We start from the raw sequence: 18,115 nt of genomic DNA on the forward strand, positions 1-18,115 counted from the left end.
TTCGGTGATTGTTATGTTCAGCGCCTCTACCAAAGAAGCGATCAAAGCTGCGCTCTCTATCGTTATCGCGATCTGCCTTGCCTTATGGTTTCAATGGGAGAAACCTTACTGGGCGGCAATTGCGGTCGCGGTGATGGCATTGAACGAAAGCTTCGCACACTCGATAAACAAAGGTAATAACCGATTGCTGGGAACCTTATTGGGCATCGGTTATGCCTTCTTTCTTATCGCGATGTTCTCTCAAGACCGCTTTTTGTTCCTCACCTTCTTCACCTTGTTTTTGGGTGTGTGCATATTTATGTCGAGCGACGAGAAGTACGGCTATGTGTTTACGATCGGTTTTGCCGTGTGCTCAATTGTCGCCTGTATGGGGGGCTTTGATAATCAAGCAACATTTCACTTCGCCGTCCTTCGTATGCAGGAGACGATTCTTGGTGTGATCACCTTTTCGGTTGTGTATCGCTTAGTGTGGCCAGTAAACACGGAACAAAACTTCGTCCAGCGTTTTGAGACAAGCCGTGAGGCAATGCTTAACGCCATGAATAACCCTCACCACATTGATATCGAAGCACTGGAAACCAATACGACTAACATAGAGAAACTGTTCCAACTGATCAGCTTGCCGCTCACTGGTAGCTACCATTTAAAAGAGCATCGTCAGCTATGGCGCGCGCGTTTAAATGAGATGGCACAGCTCCAAGACCGATTGCTAGAACAAGCCGATAAGACGCAACGTAATGAGCTTGATTGGCCGACGTTAGCACAGCAACTTCAAAGCTTTGATATTAAAAAGCCAAGTACATCGTTAATTGGCGACGTCCCTTTTGTCATGCTAGGCGATAACAATACTATTTGGCATCATGAGCATCGAACCTTCATCCAGCATTTGAATGAAGACAGAAGAAAGGTACTGCAAGGTGTCTCCATGTTCGTGACGTCGCTGTTGATCTGGATTTACCTTCCTGTGCCCGGAGGGTTCATTTTCCCTATGCTGGCCGGTGTATTCTCATCTCTCGTTCCTACCATGCCTCCGAGCATTATTAAGGATGCTTTTTTTGGAGTAATAGGCACGGGGACGGTAATCCTTCTGCAATACATTTTCTTAATGCCAATGATGACCGAGCTATGGCAACTTGCCTTATTCTACTTCATCAACATCATCGTGATTTGGAAGGTCTTTTCCACACCAAAACTGATGGTACATAGAATTCTAGGCATTAACTTATTGGTTGTTTTGACATCGGGTGCGCTCAACTTAACCCCAGCGTATCGAATTGAAACGCCATTGCTGATGCTGGTAAACATTATGATCATTTTGATGATTGCCAAGTTGTTTACCGATCTGTTCCGTGTTCGCGTCACGGCCTAAGTGTCACCTCCGTTCTTGAAACTAAAGCCCTGCATTGCTTTTGCTCTGCGGGGCTTTTTGCTTTGTTCGCTGCCCTATTCCTGCCTCATTCATAAAGCGAGGATAGTATCCATCAAAAGCGATTAACGGGATTTCTCTCCCCCCCATAAAATCCTCTCATTGATTTACGAAATGCAATTAAAAACGCTGCATTCACAACATCAATCACAGCAAACACATCTATCTAACTGAACAAGAAGTTCAGTGACACATTAACTGTCTGAGTCTCGAAGGTTTGAGGCTATTCAGAGTGGAAATCGTCATGAGTTTTTTTGAAATACGCGCTAGCAAGACATCTTCTCTTACTGTGCTAGCGAGCGCACTAATGCTTACTACCCCCACTTTTAGCTTCGCCGCAGAAGAGACAACTTACAACGAAGTCATGGAACAAGGTCGCCAGCTCTTCGACAAATACGGTATCAGCCATGATCTACCGAAACTGGCCATCAGTTCACTAGTGCAAGGCGAGCACTTGGTAGAGCATGCTCACCGAACCGTTCAAATCGGCAACGAGGTACGTGATTCTTCGGTGTTCCTTGTAAAAAACACCGACAGCAAGGGCAATATTGATCTACGCATCAAATACAACCCTGAAGAGCTGGATAAGAACGAAAAAGTGTTGGATGAAATCGAAGCCTTCACACGCACAGAATATCGTCTGCGTAATTACGCAGAGAGCTTTGATTCTTCATCGGTACGAGCAAAAGAAGATCAAAACGGCAATGTCATTGTCAGCTTCAATTACTCAAAATACGGGCTTCCACAAGACATCGCCTATTTTCGTTTCTTAAGCGTCGATATTGAACTCGTTAACGGTGAGCCAAAACGCATGGTCATCACTAACGACAAGCCTTTCACACACCACAAATACAAGGTGGATACGTACCATCAAGAGATCCGCTTTCAAAAGCTGGATTCTGGCAAACTTGTGATTGCGAGCAAACACACTGAAATTGTTGGCTCAAGCAAAAACAAGCCATTGAAAATGGTCAGCACCCTTAAACCTGTCGCAATCTATGAGGATGACCTTGGTGTGCAAGTGCTGGATGAGAAACGCTTGAACGAAGTTTCTGACCCACGCATGCAAGAAGCCAGTGTAAAACTTGATCGTATCTTCCCGTTAATGGGCGATATGGTGCGTCGACAAGGCATTGATCTGCCTCTGCCGTTTGGTGTGTCAATGGCCTACCGTAACCAAGATATGAACATCCCATTCAATGACTTCACTATTGATGGCGTGCGTCTAAACGACCTATTCGACCCAGAAGACACCGTCGGGATTGTGAACGCAGAGAGTTTCAGTGTTCGTGGTGACGTGAACATCCTTCCTTTTTGGAACGTGTTTGGTTACGTCGGCAAAATCAATGTCGATGCGAACGTGGATGCGGGATACACAGGCGAAGGTGGCCAGTATCTAAAAGACAAGCTTAATGATCGTCTACCGGGCTTAGGCGACAAGTTTTGTGATGGTTTGTCTGCCCTATGTAATCGCGGGCGACTGAACGTACCCATTCACCTTGAATACGATTTGCGCGGTGTCGGCACAACACTCTCGGTTGGTTACAAAGAGTTCTTTGCTTCTGTAACTGGCACGTACTCTCAGACACGTTTAAAAGGCTTGGATGATTGGGGTGACGGCATTGTTACCGTTCAACCGATGCTTGGTTATCAGTTGGTCGACTACCGTACCCAGTTCTTTGTCGGTGCTGAATATCAAGGCTTGGACTCTCGTATGGATGGCCGAGTAAAAACCGGTGATATCGAGTTCGATTACGACATCGGTGTCGAGCTTAACGAGTGGGCATTCCTAACAGGTTTTAATAAGCAAATCGGTAAGAACTACAACCTGACCATGCTTTACAACAAAGGCGAAACACGTGACTCACTGACCTTGAACTTGGGTTACCGCTTCTAATCGCACAAAGAGATAACACACTTAGAAATAACACATTGGTAGGCCATTGGATGGTAGGACTGCATCCTACAAAGGCGATTATTGAAACTGTCACCGATGCCCTACCATTTGAGCCATCAATACAACAAGCCATCCAACCATTCACGGATTAATACCAAAGCGTCAGGACGTCGCTTGTTAGATGCCGTTTAACATTTTCGGTGTACGCACCAAATGACTTTTTGGACATAACAATGACTTTACTCAATCGTTCAACTTTAGCCATTACCATCACTCTTGCCTTAGCTGCCTGTAGTGATGATTCAAGCAAACCTAGCGTTCCTTACGAACCGGAGCCATTACAACCGTTACCACCAGAACAAATCTCTTTGGAAATTGGTGATGCGACCATTCAGACCACTAAAGAGTCCCTTGTCATCACGCCTCTTGATGAGGATGAAAAGCTGGCAGCGGTAGAGACGTTCAAAGGTATCCAATTTGCGCAAGCAGACCGCTTTCAGCACAGCATTGTTGCTCCACTTGAAGGCGATGTTGATGCGACTCAGTTCGGTGATGCGTGTCCGCAGTTAAAAACCACCACACAAACGCAGTCAGAAAATTGTTTGAACCTAAACATTTGGCGACCTGCCGGGACAGAAGCGTACGCAGATTTGCCAGTTTATGTCTTTATTCACGGTGGAGACTTTGAATACGGCGCAGGCTCAGAACCGCTGATTCATGGTGATATGGTGGTTGCACAAGGTGCTGACGATGGTAACCCGTTTATTGCTGTTACTTTTAACTATCGTTTGGGCTTGCTGGGCAGTGTTTGGGTCGATGGTTTGGACAACCCTGAGGGCGGTAACTTTGGCCTAGGCGATCAAAAACACGCGCTTGAATGGGTTCAACAAAACATAGAGGCATTCGGCGGCAATCCGCAAAACGTGACACTCATGGGTCAAGGTGCAGGTGCTATGTCGGTGGGAATTTTACAGCAATCAAAAGGCAATGCTGCAATCGCAGGTGAGCACTTTCAACGTGCCATCATGCAAAGCAACGCTTACGGCTTTGAATATAAAAGTTACGATGTTGCCAAGAGCCAAAAACCAGAACAAAGCGTTGAAGATCTTGCGTTACTGCCACTTGAAGAGGTTATGAAGGTACAGAGCGAGATGCTTGATCCTATTCAACGTCTTAAGAACTGGGTACTGACCGCCGCGAATATTCCGGTTATCAGTCCAACACGCGACAACAGCCCATTAGCTACGTTGATGCCATTTGCGCCTTACATCGAGCATCGCCCACCAGCGTTTCTAGTGAAAGAAGTACCAGGCTATCACTTTACTGAACAAGCGATTGAGAGTGAATGGATCGTACCGACGGTAATTGGCTCTAACAGCGCAGAAAGCAATACTCTGGGCATGCTACCGAGCCTGACATTTTTGATCCCAACTATTATTGAAATCTTGAGCCAAGAGGCGCCAGAAATCATTGAAAGTGGTGACGAAAACTTAATCGTCGAATACATGGTGGAGTGGCTAGAATCGGAAACGAACTTAAACCGTTTACGCGCTGAATATCGTTCATTACTCAGCGATTCAGCTTCGATTGAACTCGATATTTCTGACTTATTGGAACTGCTGCCTAGCACCGCTTATGAGGCGATGACTAAGTTGTTCTTCGGTTTGGGGAACTCCGACTCAACCACTGAGTTACTTGCTCTGGCTGACTTCTTCCCTAACGATGAAAGTGAACTGAATGGCGCGGCCAAAAACATGCAGCAATTCAAAACCACGTTGCATGATTTGCTCTTCACGGGTCCAAACCGTCATAAAGTTTCAACTGAAGAAGCAACAGGATCAACGCCAAGCTTCTACTACTTTGACTACACACCTGGATTCAACGTATGGACTTACAACACCAAAGGTGAAAATGGCGATCTCGACGTGGGTGATTTACTCAAAAGCATCAGTTGTATTGTGGGCGTTTGTAATGCATCGGAATTACCATTTGTGTTTAATAAGGCATTAAAGCTTGATGGTTCAAGTGTTCGCCCAGGTAGCAAAGACAAAGCAATGATGAACGAGCTCTCTCGTATGTGGTTTAGCGAGCGTTTATTTGAAGACTTCCAATACAACAGCGCGACTGATCGAGTATTGCTGATCGATAACGATGGCGGTATTCAATCCACACAAGACTGGGACAATGCTCATCACTCAGGCATCGATCCAAAACTGCGCCAAGGTCGCCTCAACGGTCTAGAGGAACTTGGGCTGATTCTGAGTTACATGTAACGTTATCTTCAGTTACTAAAAACTCGTTACCAAATACCTAAAAGCCAGTTCGCTGGCTTTTTTCATCCTTATTCCTTGAACATAATTAGGAAGGTTTACTCATGTTTCCTAACGCCTTTCGCGCTCTGCTGATCTTTACCTTCAGCGTGCTATTGGTTGGCTGTGCCCAGCCCTACCCTCAAGTTGAACCGGATTTTGAAGCCAATTGGCAAACGACTCAGCATCAAGCCGAAGTTTACTTAATTCCTACCGCTCCGGAAGCCTTTGCGCGTCGCGTTGAGCTGGTAAGAAATGCTCAGCAAAGTATCGATATGACATACTTTTCTTGGGAGAATGACACGCTTGGTTTGATGCTACTCAATGAACTCAAACAAGCAGCAGATAGAGGTGTGCAAGTTCGACTCACTCTCGATGATTTATTGGTGTTTAACGAGAAATGGCTTGCTGATCTCAGCGCTCACGACAACATTCAAATCCGTTTATTCAATCCGTTTGATTCACGTAAGTCAGGCTGGATTGGTCGCGCCGTCAACTTCTCTACTCACCAACAACGTTTGGACAACCGTCTACACGAGAAGTACTTCAACGTCGACCATCAATGGATGATTGTAGGTGGACGCAACATTGGTGACGACTATTTTGGTTACAGCCGCAAAGCCAACTTCTTTGATATGGATGTCTTGTTCAAAGGCAGCATTATTCGAGCGTTCGACCAGAACTACCAACAACTTTGGGACAGCGAGCATGTCACGCCAATAGAAAACATCGTTAAAGTTACCCCAAACTATTCCGCGTTTACTAAAGCGCTTAATAAAGGTGAGAAAGACAAAAGCATCATTCTGGCTGAAATTGAAAAGCAGGTAAAACAACTGACCAGTCCCGACTTCATCAACGCGCAAGTCACCCCCGTTTTCGACTCATTAAACAAGTTAGAAAACAACAAGCCCTACTTTAGAAAGCGGGCCGAACACCAAGTTTGGCAACAAATAACCTCTGCGTCCAAAGCAGTGATCTCAACGCCTTACGTGGTACCGAGTGATGGTGAATTTGCCTTTATTGATACCTTGATGGAGCAAAAAGCGGACATCACGTTAATGACGAACTCGTCTGCCTCTAATGATTCTGGCTTTATTCCGGCTTATTACGAGGAGCACCGCCAAACCCTGTTGGATAAGGGCGTTTATATACTTGAGTACAAAAACCAAGCGAAAAATGACGACCATTACTTCCGCGCGGATACTTATTATCACAACAAGACGGTGATACTCGATGATCGGCTGACTTATATCGGCTCATCAAACTTCGACCCAAGATCGGATTTCCTCAATGTGGAATTTGGTGTGTTGGTCCAAAGCGAAGCCTTTGCAGAACATGTCATGCACTACTTAACTCGACAACAAGATGAACTGTTTTGGCGAGTATCTCGAGATGGACAAGACCAAACTCAGTGGCAATCAATGAATGAAATCCATACTAAGAATCCAAACTATGGTGGATGGCATAAGGCGCCTAACTGGATATTCAAGAAACTGAATGGTGAGTTCGAACTCTAAACAATCAAGACTTAAAAAGGCTCTCTATCTGCAAGGATGAGAGCCTTTTTAATGCCCGCTAAAACTGCGTGCCTAGTGAGAAGTGAACGCGGAATTGGTCTCCTTGAGGAGCATCTAACCCGTAAGCAAAATCCACTTTGACGGGCACGTATTTTGAATTCCATATCAAACTCAACCCTGTACCACTTTTCCAATCCACCTTATCGTTGAAGGCATCACCGACATCATAGAATGCCCCAAGCCACAGTTGGCGGTAGACCTGATATTGATATTCCAGCCCAGCAGTAAACATGTAACGAGCACCGGTTAAATCGCCATTTTCATCTCTCGGAGAGATAGACTCATAACCATAACCACGAAGATTGCCATCACCTCCCGCAAAGAAGCGTAATGATGATGGGATATCGCTCAAAGTGTCAGCGACATTAATGCCAACATTGGAACGAGAGTGAAACTTGTGTTTTTCACTAATATCCCAAGACAGCACACTATTGCCCTCAATACGCAGCAAACGAGAATCGGAGAAAAAATTAGGGTCTGAGTATTCCAATGAGTAAACGTGACGGTGCTTTACTTCTAATTGATCGTTCTTGCGATCAAGCAGTGAAAATGTCACCCCCGGTAATAACAACTGTGATTCGTTATTCTCCGACGCTTGTCGATAACTCTCTTGCAAATAACGAACGTGCATGGTGCTTTGCCAATCACTGTCTAACTGCCAGTGCTTCTCAAACGATAAATCATTAGAAAAACTCGATGTATCTCGATAGTCGACATGCTTAGATTCAAACTGAATCCCGTAGTAATCCGTTAGAACATTTTGGGTGGGAATTTTGTAACCAAGTAATAGTGATTGTTCCGGTTTGGAAGCGTACGCTTGTGCCTCAAAACTGTGTCCACGTGAGTTGTACCAAGGCTTGGTCCAGTTCAGCGAAGCGCGTAATCCTAAGTCTGTCGAATACCCACCACCGACTTGCACAATATTGCGTGAATTCGGCTCTGCGAGCACTTCTATCGGCACCTTATGACCATCGGATATCTCCTCGAAATCCGCTTTCACAATCACACTGCGAAACCAATCAGTACTGGAGAGGTCGGCCTGATATTGACTCAATTTCAAAGTATCAAAATCGTCGCCCCGCTCAAACGTTCTCATCGCTTCTATTCGTGCAGCTTCGATACCCGACGTAAGGACAGACAGCTCTCCAAATTGGTAACGAAAACCACTAGAGAAATGCAGATTCACATGAGCTTGATTCAAACTTGGAATGACTTCCAAAGACGATTCGATAAAACGTCCATCCAAGTAACCTTTTTGCTGAGCCAAAGAAATCAAGTTTCGCTTTAGCGTATCGTACTCAGAATGAAGCAACGGCTGCCCTTGTTTAAGTTGAGCTTGATTGATTAGTTCGATGAAATCTTGATCGTTACTGGCCTCCCCCGACACAGCAATATTAGATTTTTTGACCAACATCACCTCCCCCGCGTCAACCTCAAGCGTGATGAGATCATTCTCTGATCTCTGAACTCTGAGCTTGGAATGGTAGTAACCAAAAGGATTTAACGCTGACCTAACCAGCTTATTGAGTTGGCTAATAGAAAGGTTTTCAGCCGGCACTTCAGCTAATGGCGAGAGGTAATATTCTAGGTTCTTCTCCAGTGGTTTTGATAAGCCTTGTATAGCAAATTCTGCTGCCAAAGCGTCACCAAAAGGAAGAGAAGCGAATACAGAAATTCCAACAAGTTTTTGGACAAGAGAAGCCACAGATCTGCCTAAGTGAGTTTGACACTCAACTAGGCTAAACGTACTACAGAAATCACGTTAATCGTGTATGTAGGATGATTACCTACAAACGCTTACGAGAAGATAACCTCATGCACCTTCCGCACCACTCTTACTCTTTCTCTCCTAAACTAAAACAAGTCACGCGATACACGCTTCAAACGTTTGATTTGTGAATACAGTAGAAACGGTAAAAGTCATAAACATAAATAGGAGATGCTCATGCCGACTGTGGACTTGCTTCTGAAAACTTCAATTATTCCATCAAGAAAGGTGCTGATAAAGACTCTTGTTTACGCCTCTAAGACAAATTCGCCTATCAAGATTTATGGAGAGGATTATCGTAGAAGCGAAGATCACACCTTTTTTGATTTCATTAGTGATAAAGCGCGAGATGCCAAGCGTACAAACGATAGATACTTAAATTGGACTATACAAGTACTTGAAAAAGTTGCTCTTATAGCGAAAGAAGAAGACTTAAAATACGAGCTAGATTTTATACATTTGGACGGACGGAAATGGATCTCACAGCTGATCAGAGAGTCAGGTAATAACAACACGCTCTTTGTTGACGCAAAGAGTATCAATATATCGCACGAGCTGATGTCAGCTTTGATAACCGAGAACAAAAACTTGTTCTTACTCACTGACAAGTCGTGGTCAACATCAACCCTAGTGCTCGGAGCGATAGATCCATTACACAGGGACGACGAAAGCGGCACTATAGATCGGGCAATAATCAAAGCAGGATTGCGTCTTTCTGACACACTGGCACAAAGTTTCAAGCTTGTTTATTGCCAATACGTCGCGGAATATTTGACAGAATTCAGTCGAGAAATATTACAAAGCCAGAAAGAAGGGGTATTGGACTTCCTCAAAGATAAAAAACTTAACTCGGTTCCCTTAACCTTCATCAGAGGAAACCCTGACTTCGCCCTTGTTGAAGCAGTGAAAATACACAAAGGAACGCTGTTAGTGCTTGGTGCATGCCGAAGAAGCAGCGCATCTCGTTACTGGATGGGAAGTACCGTAGATAGCCTATTACAATCTCCTCCATGTGATATGCTGCTCGTAGCTGAGCATTAAAAGCTACCTCTCCCTCCTATTACAAGGACGCAATTATGAGTTTCATAATCGAACATTGGGACTTTTCGAGTGAAAAACCGATAAAAAAGGAGAACTCAACTGAAGTCATAGAAGCTGATCATTGGTATCACTGTGAAAGAGGTCACCTCGCTATCCGAGGCTGGCTAGAGTTCAACGCAATACCAAGATCGACGATAGATAACTTGCTTGCAGACGAGAGCCGCCCTTCTTTCCATCAACTGGATGGAGAAAACTTTTTGCTCATCTTACGCGGTGTCAATATGAACGCTAACGCGTCACCAGAAGACATGCTTAGTATCCGAATTCTCTATTACAACGGCGCACTAATCTCAACACGTAAAACACCATCCCGAGCGATCATGGATATTAGAGAGGCTCTAGCGGAAAGGAAGGGACCGCAAAGCCTTGCTAGCCTGTTGAACTATATTATTGATGGGTTAAACGGCAAGATTGATACGTACTTGGATTTTATCGAGAATACATTGAACGAATTCGACGTAAGTGATGAGTCAACTTACAACCATATTTCAGCGCAAAAAGCACTGATTTCAATAAAGCGATTCATACGGCCGCAGCAATACGCGATTCGAGATTTGATTGAGTCTGAAGTCCCATTAGTGACAACAAGGCCACACCAGTATCGGTTTGCTCATAACAATATCATTCGAATTAACGAAACCATCGATTTCTTTCTTGGAGAGATCGAGCTGTTTCAAGAAGAAATTAGGCACCTACGGGATCAAAAGACAAACAAAAATAGTTATCTCTTCACCTTGGTCGCTACCATCTTCCTACCTACTAGCTTTTTAACTGGCCTACTAGGAATCAATATTGGAGGCATGCCTGGCGTCGACTCCTCGATGGCATTTACATGGTTTTGTATCGCTCTTGTTGTAATATTTGGGCTCGAGGTGGTTTTACTAAAGTATTTAGGCTTCACAAACAAAAAAGAGCCATGATAGCGGCTCTTTATTGTTCCAAAGTGTAATCGGCCTACGCTACTTGCTTGGACTTAAAGTTACCAAGCAGCGCGTCGTACAACTCATTATCACTCAACACACCCACTAGCTTGTTCTCTTCTACTAGCAATATCGGCTGGTTGCTGCGTTGCTTCAGTTCAATCGCCTCACGCATGCTGATGTCTGGGTTAGCTTGAACGACCGTGCTTTCGCCGATGTCATCGAGCGTGGTTGAATCGCTTTCCCAATTCACCAATGACTTATCGGAATCCACTAGCGTGACACCTTTCAGCTCTTGCTCGACCCAAATCTGCTTATCTGCACACACCAATACGCGGTCATTTTGCTGCTTAAGCTCGGTGCTGGCTTGCATCAATGAACGACCTTTCAACACGTTAAGCGGATTAGTGTGAGCCACAAAGTCCGCCACATAGTCGTTTTCTGGCGCAAGGATGATTTGCTCAGGCTTGCCGTGTTGAATCAGTTTGCCCGACTCCATAATGGCAATGTTGTTACCGATTTTCAGCGCTTCATCTAAGTCATGGCTCACAAACAAAATCGTCTTGTTGAGCTTTTCTTGCAGTTGAATCAATTCATCTTGAAGCTGAGCGCGAATCAGTGGGTCGAGCGCAGAAAACGGTTCATCCATTAGTAAGATATCGGTATCCATAGCAAAAGCGCGAGCCAAGCCAACACGCTGCTGCATACCGCCAGAAAGCTCATGCGGGAACTTACTCTCCCACTCGCTTAGCCCAACCATTTCTAGTTGTTCACGCGCTTTTTTTCGACGTTCCGCTTTGCCAATGCCCTGCATCTCAAGACCAAACGCCACGTTATCCAATACAGTCAACCACGGCATCAGCGCAAACTTTTGGAACACCATCGACACGCGATGAGTACGCAAGTTACGTAGAGTATGCTCGTCACAATTGGCAAGCTCTACCATATCTTCACCATCTTTGATTTTGAGGGAGCCGCGAGAGATCTCATTCAAACCATTAACGGCACGAAGTAAGCTGGATTTACCCGAACCGGAAAGTCCCATCAATACACAGATCTCACCTTGTTTGACGCTCATTGAGACCTTATCAACACCAACCACTTGTCCGGTTTGATCAATGATCTCTTGGCGCGACTTACCTTGGTCTAAAAGCGCTAATGCTTGCTCTTGCTGCTGACCAAACACAACGTCGAGGTTTTCAATTGTAATTGCATCCATGTTATGCCTCCTTTTGGTTTGGTGCTTTGCACAAACGGTCGAGAATTATCGCGACCAAAACAATCGCTAAACCCGCTTCAAAACCTTGAGAAATGTTCACGGTGTTCAGTGCTCGTACGACTGGTTTACCCAGACCATCGGCACCGACTAGCGCAGCAATCACCACCATAGAAAGCGACAACATAATGCACTGGGTAATACCCGCCATAATACTTGGCAGAGCCGCTGGAAGTTCGACTTTGAATAACAATTTCATGCGGCTGGCACCAAAAGCTTTACCCGCTTCAATCAGCTCTTCTGGCACTTTTGTGATGCCAAGGTAAGTGAGACGAATCGGCGCGGCGATGGCAAAGATAATAGTAGAAATCAGCCCCGGAACGATGCCTAAACCAAACAGAACCAATGTTGGGATCAGATACACAAACGTTGGTACGGTCTGCATTAAATCGAGTATCGGGCGCAATAAGGTGTACAACCACGGGCGATGCGCCGCCATAATGCCAAGCGGCACGCCAATTAATACGGAAATCGTTGTCGCAGCGAAGACGAGAACAAAGGTTTCCAGCATTTCTTGCCAGTAGCCGAGGTTAAGAATAGTCAGTAGCGCCAGCACGATAAACACAACTAAAGGAATGCTGCGGTGTAGGAACCACGCAATCGCTGCGGTCATGATGATAGGTGCTGCCGGTGGCATCCATTTGAAAATATCCACCACGAATAGAATGATGGTTTCGAGAAAAATAGAGATAGCATCAAAGAAACCCGACGCGTTCATGGTTAACCAATCCACGCCTGTTTCCATCCATTCGCCCAACGGAAGTTTGTTGTCCGTAATAAAATTCACAATAAAACCTTTGTGTTAATAGGCGGGCATCGCTGCCCACCTTTTCCTAAAGAGAGGAATGATTAAGCGTTTGTTTTTAGGTAAGAAGTAATCGCTTGTTTTGCATCTTTGCCGTCTAGCGTCTTCACGCCTTCTAGCCACGCTTCAAATTGTTGTGGGTTAGCATTCAACCATTCTTGCGCCGCTTTCGCTGGCTTTTGTTTTTGGTTTAGAATCGCTTCCATCAACTGGTTTTCCATCTCTAGGCTGAACTCTAGATTCTTAAGCAGTTGACCCACGTTTTGGCACTCAGATAGGTAATCTTGGCGCACGTTAGTGTAAACATTTGCACCACCATAGTTAGGACCAAAGAAGTCGTCACCGCCAGATAGGTATTCCATCTCAACATTGCTGTTCATTGGGTGTGGTGCCCAACCTAGGTAAACGATCCATTGGTTACGACGCACAGCACGAGACACTTGAGACACCATGCCCGCTTCGCTTGATTCCACTAGGCTAAAGTCTTTCAAGCCAAATGCATCGCTGTCGATCATATCTTGGATCAAACGGTTACCATCGTTACCCGGCTCGATGCCGTAGATACGATCTTTAAATTTGTCGGCATTTTTTGCCAAGTCTGCAAAGCTTTTCACGCCTGCGTCATACACGTACTTTGGCACAGCTAGTGTGTATTTCGCGCCTTCAAGGTTTGCGCGAACGGTTTCCACTGTGCCAGCTTCACGGTATTTGGCGATATCGCCTTCCATGGTTGGCATCCAGTTACCTAGGAATACGTCGATGTCGCCGTTTGCCATTGAAGAGTACGTCACAGGTACAGACAGAAGGTCGGTCTTGGTTTTGTAGCCCAAGCCTTTGAGCAGTTCAGAGGTAACCGCTGTGGTTGCAGTAATGTCTGTCCAGCCTACATCGGCAAATCGAACAGTTTCACATTGGTTAGCGTAAGCACCTGTCGCTACTGCACTCAGCGCGATAGATGAAAAGATTTTTGTCATCGTAGACATGTTTAAATTCCTTGTAATGATTACTGACTTTATGAGATTGAGCTTAAGTCTCTTTTCGGCGGACGCATTCTTTGCGTCTCTTGCCAGTTCGGAGCAATCCAAACCGGTGTGTTATTCGATTCTTCGAGTACGTTCCCCAAGATCATGTCCGCGGCACGCTCTGCGACCATGATGGTTGGAGCGTTTAAGTTGCCATTCGGAATGGTTGGGAAGATGGATGAATCCACCACGCGCAAGCCTTCAATGCCGCGCACCTGGCAGGCTTCATTCAGAACTGCCATTGGGTCATCGTCTGCACCCATTTTGCAACTACACGAAGGGTGGTAAGCACTTTCCACGTTTTGCTTCACCCATTCATCAATCGCTTCATCGTTGGTGATGTTAAGACCCGGTTGGATCTCTTCACCGCGGAACGCATCCATTGCAGGTTGGTTGAGGATTTCACGCGTTAGACGAATACAGTCTCGCCAATCCTGCTTATCTTGTTCCGTCGAGATGTAATTGAACTCGATTTTTGGCTTGTCATTTGGGTTGGCAGAAACCACTTCAACGCTACCGCGACTCTCTGGCTTGTTTGGACCAACATGTACTTGGAAGCCGTGACCATCAAATGCCGCACGCCCGTCATAGCGCATTGCTGCTGGTAGGAAGTGATATTGAATGTTTGGCGATTTCAATCCTTCACGAGAACGGATGAACGCACACGATTCAAAGTGGTTGGTTGCGCCCAGACCTTTGCGCGTCAAAATCCACTCCGTACCAATCAAACCTTTGCTGATCAAACCTAACTTGCTGTTAAGCGTTATCGGCTGTTTACAGTGATACTGGAAGTACACTTCGAGGTGGTCTTGCAAGTTCTTACCCACGCCTTCTAGAGCGTGTTTCACTTCAATGCCCGCTTTTTCAAGCACAGTCTTAGGACCAATACCCGAAAGTTGCAGCAGTTGTACCGAACCGATAGAACCTGCGCTCGACACCACTTCTTTGTTGGCGAAACACTGTTTGATCTTGCCGGATTGCTCGAACTCAATGCCGACCGCTTTCTTACCTTCAAGTAAAATGCGATGAGCAGTTACGCCTTTCATCAAGGTGAAGTTGCTGCGCTTTTTTGCACGGCTTAAGTAAGCGTTAGAGGTAGAAGCGCGCACGCCTTTGTCTACTGTCATGTGCATAGGGCCGAAGCCCTCTTGCTGGTAACCGTTGTAATCTTGCGTTTCTGGGTAACCTGCATCTTTACCCGCTTCGATAAATGCTTGGTAGAGTGGATTCAGCTTCATGTCGTTGCCGTTACACGTCCCTACTGGACCGCTGTCGCCACGGTATTCGTCTGCGCCGCCTGTCCATGTTTCCGCTTTACGAAAGTAAGGCAGACAAGCTTGGTAGTTCCAGCCTTTTGCACCTTCCGCTTCCCATTCGTCAAAGTCACAAGCATGACCACGAACATAAACCATGCCGTTGATCGAAGAGCTACCGCCTAACACTTTGCCGCGTGGACAATGCAGTTGGCGTCCGTCTAGTCCCTCTTCCGCAACAGTTTCGAACTGCCATGCGTACTTTTCGGTGTTCATTGGGTAAGACAGCGCCGTTGGCATTTGGATGAAGATGCTCTTGTCTGAGCCACCTGCTTCCAGCAGTAGGACTTGGTGCTGACCGCTTTCACTCAGGCGATCCGCCAAAACACAGCCTGCCGAGCCAGCACCGACGATGATGTAATCGTAGTGTTGTTGCATTACAAATCCTCCAGACTGATTACGCGTAAGGGCTGTCAAAATCGCCCAAATGCACTAACACGCTCTTGGTTTGGGTGTAATGCTTAAGGGTCTCAACGCCGTTTTCACGTCCAATGCCAGACAGTTTGTAACCGCCAACGGGCATTTCAGCTGGAGAGTCACCCCAGGTATTAATCCAACAAATGCCAGCTTGGATTTGATGAATGACGCGGTGTGCACGAGAGAGATTTTGCGTGAACACACCAGCTGCAAGTCCGTAATCGGTGTTGTTAGCGCGTGCAATCACGTCGTCTTCATCACTGAACTTAAGCACTGACATCACAGGACCAAAGATCTCTTGCTGCACGTGCGGCATGTCGTCTTCGCAATCAATGAAAACCGTTGGCACAACAAAATTGCCGCTCGCCAAACCGTTTTCTGTGACTTTGTAGCCGCCGGTTAGTAGCGTTGCTTTGCTTGCTTTCGCTTGTTCAATTGCGGAAAGTACTTTTGATTCGTGCTCTTTGGAAATTAGTGCGCCAATTTGGGTTTGCTCATCAAGCGGATCGCCAACCACCAGCAGTTCAGTACGCTTCTTAAGTTGAGCGACGAAATCGTCATAAATACCTTCATGAACGAACACGCGAGTACCGTGTGTACAAACCTCACCTTGGGTGTAGAAGTTTGCGACCATTGCTGCAGAAACCGCATCGTCTAGCTTGGCATCATCAAAAATGATCATTGGAGATTTACCGCCAAGCTCCATGGTCACTTGCTTTAGCGTATTGGCGCTGTCACCCATCACGACTTTGCCCGTACCGGATTCACCTGTGAAAGAGACTTTAGCGATGTCTGGATGTGCAGTGAGCATCTGCCCTACTCGGTAATCACCTTGAATGACGTTGAACACGCCATCTGGCAACCCTGCTTCGCTGTAGATTTCTGCCAGTTTGAGCGCGGTTAACGGTGTTTCTTCTGATGGCTTAAAGATCATCGCATTACCCGCAGCAAGCGCAGGGGCAGATTTCCACATCGCGATTTGAATTGGGTAGTTCCACGCACCAATACCTGCACAAATGCCCAGAGGCTCGCGGCGAGTGTAGAAAAACTGCGATTCATTCAGCGGTTGCTGTTCGCCATGCATGCTAGGCGCAAGGCCTGCGTAGTATTCAATGACATCCGCGCCCGTTGCAATGTCTACGCAATTCGCTTCCTGAATTGGCTTGCCCGTATCCGCGACTTCTAGTGCCGCCAGTTCATCGTTTCTTTCACGAAGTAGCGCCACCGCTTTAAGCAAAATGCGGCTTCGTTCTGTCGCCGTCATTGCAGACCAAATCGCAAAACCACGTTTGGCAGATTCAATTGCCGCTTGCATGTCTTGCTGGTTAGCCTGCTTCACATTTGCAAGCGGTTCACCATTGGCTGGATTGTATGTGGTGAAGTGTTCTTCTGAGCATCCTAGGTGCATGGCACCATCGATGTAGTGTGCTTTCATATCCATTTGAAGGTTTGACTCTTTATTTTAGTTTTGAGTAGAAGGTGAGCTGTTTATCGAGATAGTCGTTGATGATGACGCGCGCTTTCTCGGCATCGATGCCTTGCGGGTTGAGCGTTCCGCGCAGCCAAATGCCATCAATCAGTGACGCAATACCATGCGCTACGAGCTCTGCTTGGTCTTTATCCAGCAAAGCTTTTAATTCTTTTTTTAGATGAGAAAGGAGTCGTCGTTCATTCACTCGTTGCAGACGTTTGAGTTGCACGTCATGCATGGAGTACGACCAGAATGCCAACCAAGTTTTTGCCACTTGGTTCTCGGCTTGGAAACCCACAAAGTTGCCGTCGATGATGGCATTAATACGTTGATGATGCGCATCAGCTGGCAGCTGGCTTAAGTTCTCTTTGATGGTGGCAGAAAGCTGGCGCAGGATTTCACGCATGGTCTCTTCTAACAAGCCGTGCTTTCCACCGAAATAGTGATTAATGATCCCTGTTGATACCCCTGCTTCTTTGCTGATCAACGAGATACTCGCGGCGTGCAAACCTACTCTGTCGATGACCGACATCGTCGCTTTGACTAGCTGCGGTTTTCTGATTTCAGGCATCCCAACCTTGGGCATTTTGCATCCTTGTTATTTTTAATTGAACGGTTAGTTAAATATAAAATGCCTTAAATTTAGTTCGAACTCAAACTAATTATCTAGAAAAAATGACAGGTACAGCCGAATCATTTCGACTACAATCATTACTAAAACTTGAGAAAAGATAGAGCTTACGAAGATTTAATACGTAAAAACAGAAAAATAAAAACCTTTAAAATCAACAATTAGAATTTTTATAACGCAAA

Annotated in this window: 13 protein-coding genes; 6 read left to right on the top strand and 7 right to left on the bottom strand. The window is 45.8% G+C overall.

The window, feature by feature from the left end; translation table 11 throughout:
* The first annotated feature begins 13 nt into the window (after positions 1 to 13).
* The 4 genes from J4N44_RS23400 (at position 14) to J4N44_RS23415 (ending at position 7,149) form a co-directional block, all read left to right on the top strand.
* Positions 14 to 1,369 (top strand): FUSC family protein, encoded by a 1,356-nt coding sequence (locus J4N44_RS23400; protein ID WP_045490949.1) that lies wholly within the window; start codon positions 14 to 16, stop codon positions 1,367 to 1,369.
* Between the two features lie 301 nt (positions 1,370 to 1,670).
* A complete protein-coding gene (locus J4N44_RS23405) occupies positions 1,671 to 3,323 on the top strand; it encodes a hypothetical protein (protein ID WP_252045276.1) in 1,653 nt (550 codons plus the stop codon).
* Between the two features lie 233 nt (positions 3,324 to 3,556).
* Positions 3,557 to 5,596: a carboxylesterase family protein gene (locus J4N44_RS23410; protein WP_252045277.1), complete on the top strand. Its 2,040-nt coding sequence runs from the start codon at positions 3,557 to 3,559 to the stop codon at positions 5,594 to 5,596.
* A 101-nt stretch (positions 5,597 to 5,697) separates the two neighbouring features.
* On the top strand, positions 5,698 to 7,149 hold the full coding sequence (locus J4N44_RS23415; RefSeq protein WP_252045278.1) for a phospholipase D family protein: 1,452 nt from the start codon (positions 5,698 to 5,700) through the stop codon (positions 7,147 to 7,149).
* 58 nt (positions 7,150 to 7,207) lie between these two features.
* On the opposite strand, the gene J4N44_RS23420 is transcribed toward J4N44_RS23415, so the two are convergent.
* Positions 7,208 to 8,914, bottom strand: coding sequence for an autotransporter assembly complex protein TamA (locus tag J4N44_RS23420; protein WP_286037171.1), 1,707 nt, complete (start codon positions 8,912 to 8,914; stop codon positions 7,208 to 7,210).
* 240 nt (positions 8,915 to 9,154) lie between these two features.
* Here J4N44_RS23420 and J4N44_RS23425 point away from each other — a divergent pair, with 240 nt between their 5' ends.
* On the top strand, positions 9,155 to 10,018 hold the full coding sequence (locus tag J4N44_RS23425) for a universal stress protein (protein ID WP_252045279.1): 864 nt from the start codon (positions 9,155 to 9,157) through the stop codon (positions 10,016 to 10,018).
* Between the two features lie 35 nt (positions 10,019 to 10,053).
* The gene (locus tag J4N44_RS23430; RefSeq protein ID WP_252045280.1) at positions 10,054 to 10,998 is read left to right on the top strand and encodes a CorA family divalent cation transporter; all 945 of its coding nucleotides are present in this window, start codon (positions 10,054 to 10,056) and stop codon (positions 10,996 to 10,998) included.
* A gap of 34 nt (positions 10,999 to 11,032) precedes the next feature.
* Here J4N44_RS23430 and choV read toward each other — a convergent pair whose 3' ends face one another.
* The 6 genes from choV to betI form a co-directional block, all read right to left on the bottom strand.
* Complete coding sequence (gene choV, locus J4N44_RS23435) at positions 11,033 to 12,217, bottom strand: choline ABC transporter ATP-binding protein (RefSeq protein ID WP_252045281.1); 1,185 nt, start codon at positions 12,215 to 12,217, stop codon at positions 11,033 to 11,035.
* 1 nt (position 12,218) lies between these two features.
* Positions 12,219 to 13,061 (bottom strand): choline ABC transporter permease subunit, encoded by an 843-nt coding sequence (gene choW / locus J4N44_RS23440; RefSeq protein WP_038888377.1) that lies wholly within the window; start codon positions 13,059 to 13,061, stop codon positions 12,219 to 12,221.
* A 62-nt stretch (positions 13,062 to 13,123) separates the two neighbouring features.
* Entirely contained in the window at positions 13,124 to 14,062 is a 939-nt protein-coding gene (locus J4N44_RS23445) for a choline ABC transporter substrate-binding protein (protein WP_005530544.1), read from the bottom strand.
* Positions 14,063 to 14,091: 29 nt separating this feature from the next.
* Positions 14,092 to 15,792: a choline dehydrogenase gene (gene betA / locus J4N44_RS23450; RefSeq protein WP_252045282.1), complete on the bottom strand. Its 1,701-nt coding sequence runs from the start codon at positions 15,790 to 15,792 to the stop codon at positions 14,092 to 14,094.
* A gap of 19 nt (positions 15,793 to 15,811) precedes the next feature.
* Positions 15,812 to 17,272 (bottom strand): betaine-aldehyde dehydrogenase, encoded by a 1,461-nt coding sequence (betB, locus tag J4N44_RS23455; RefSeq protein ID WP_252045283.1) that lies wholly within the window; start codon positions 17,270 to 17,272, stop codon positions 15,812 to 15,814.
* A gap of 16 nt (positions 17,273 to 17,288) precedes the next feature.
* Positions 17,289 to 17,888 (bottom strand): transcriptional regulator BetI, encoded by a 600-nt coding sequence (gene betI, locus J4N44_RS23460; RefSeq protein WP_252045284.1) that lies wholly within the window; start codon positions 17,886 to 17,888, stop codon positions 17,289 to 17,291.
* Between the last annotated feature and the right edge of the window lie 227 nt (positions 17,889 to 18,115).

It is taken from the genome of Vibrio sp. SCSIO 43155, assembly GCF_023716605.1.
Taxonomy (GTDB): domain Bacteria; phylum Pseudomonadota; class Gammaproteobacteria; order Enterobacterales; family Vibrionaceae; genus Vibrio; species Vibrio harveyi.

What these genes read in the sequence shown, in the direction of transcription:
- J4N44_RS23445 (WP_005530544.1), bottom strand. Translation starts at nt 14,062, where the DNA reads ATGTCTACGATGACAAAAATCTTTTCATCTATCGCGCTGAGTGCAGTA.
- J4N44_RS23400 (WP_045490949.1), top strand. Translation starts at nt 14, where the DNA reads ATGTTCAGCGCCTCTACCAAAGAAGCGATCAAAGCTGCGCTCTCTATC.
- J4N44_RS23415 (WP_252045278.1), top strand. Translation starts at nt 5,698, where the DNA reads ATGTTTCCTAACGCCTTTCGCGCTCTGCTGATCTTTACCTTCAGCGTG.
- J4N44_RS23410 (WP_252045277.1), top strand. Translation starts at nt 3,557, where the DNA reads ATGACTTTACTCAATCGTTCAACTTTAGCCATTACCATCACTCTTGCC.
- choV (WP_252045281.1), bottom strand. Translation starts at nt 12,217, where the DNA reads ATGGATGCAATTACAATTGAAAACCTCGACGTTGTGTTTGGTCAGCAG.
- betB (WP_252045283.1), bottom strand. Translation starts at nt 17,272, where the DNA reads ATGGATATGAAAGCACACTACATCGATGGTGCCATGCACCTAGGATGC.
- J4N44_RS23405 (WP_252045276.1), top strand. Translation starts at nt 1,671, where the DNA reads ATGAGTTTTTTTGAAATACGCGCTAGCAAGACATCTTCTCTTACTGTG.
- J4N44_RS23425 (WP_252045279.1), top strand. Translation starts at nt 9,155, where the DNA reads ATGCCGACTGTGGACTTGCTTCTGAAAACTTCAATTATTCCATCAAGA.
- J4N44_RS23430 (WP_252045280.1), top strand. Translation starts at nt 10,054, where the DNA reads ATGAGTTTCATAATCGAACATTGGGACTTTTCGAGTGAAAAACCGATA.
- betI (WP_252045284.1), bottom strand. Translation starts at nt 17,888, where the DNA reads ATGCCCAAGGTTGGGATGCCTGAAATCAGAAAACCGCAGCTAGTCAAA.
- betA (WP_252045282.1), bottom strand. Translation starts at nt 15,792, where the DNA reads ATGCAACAACACTACGATTACATCATCGTCGGTGCTGGCTCGGCAGGC.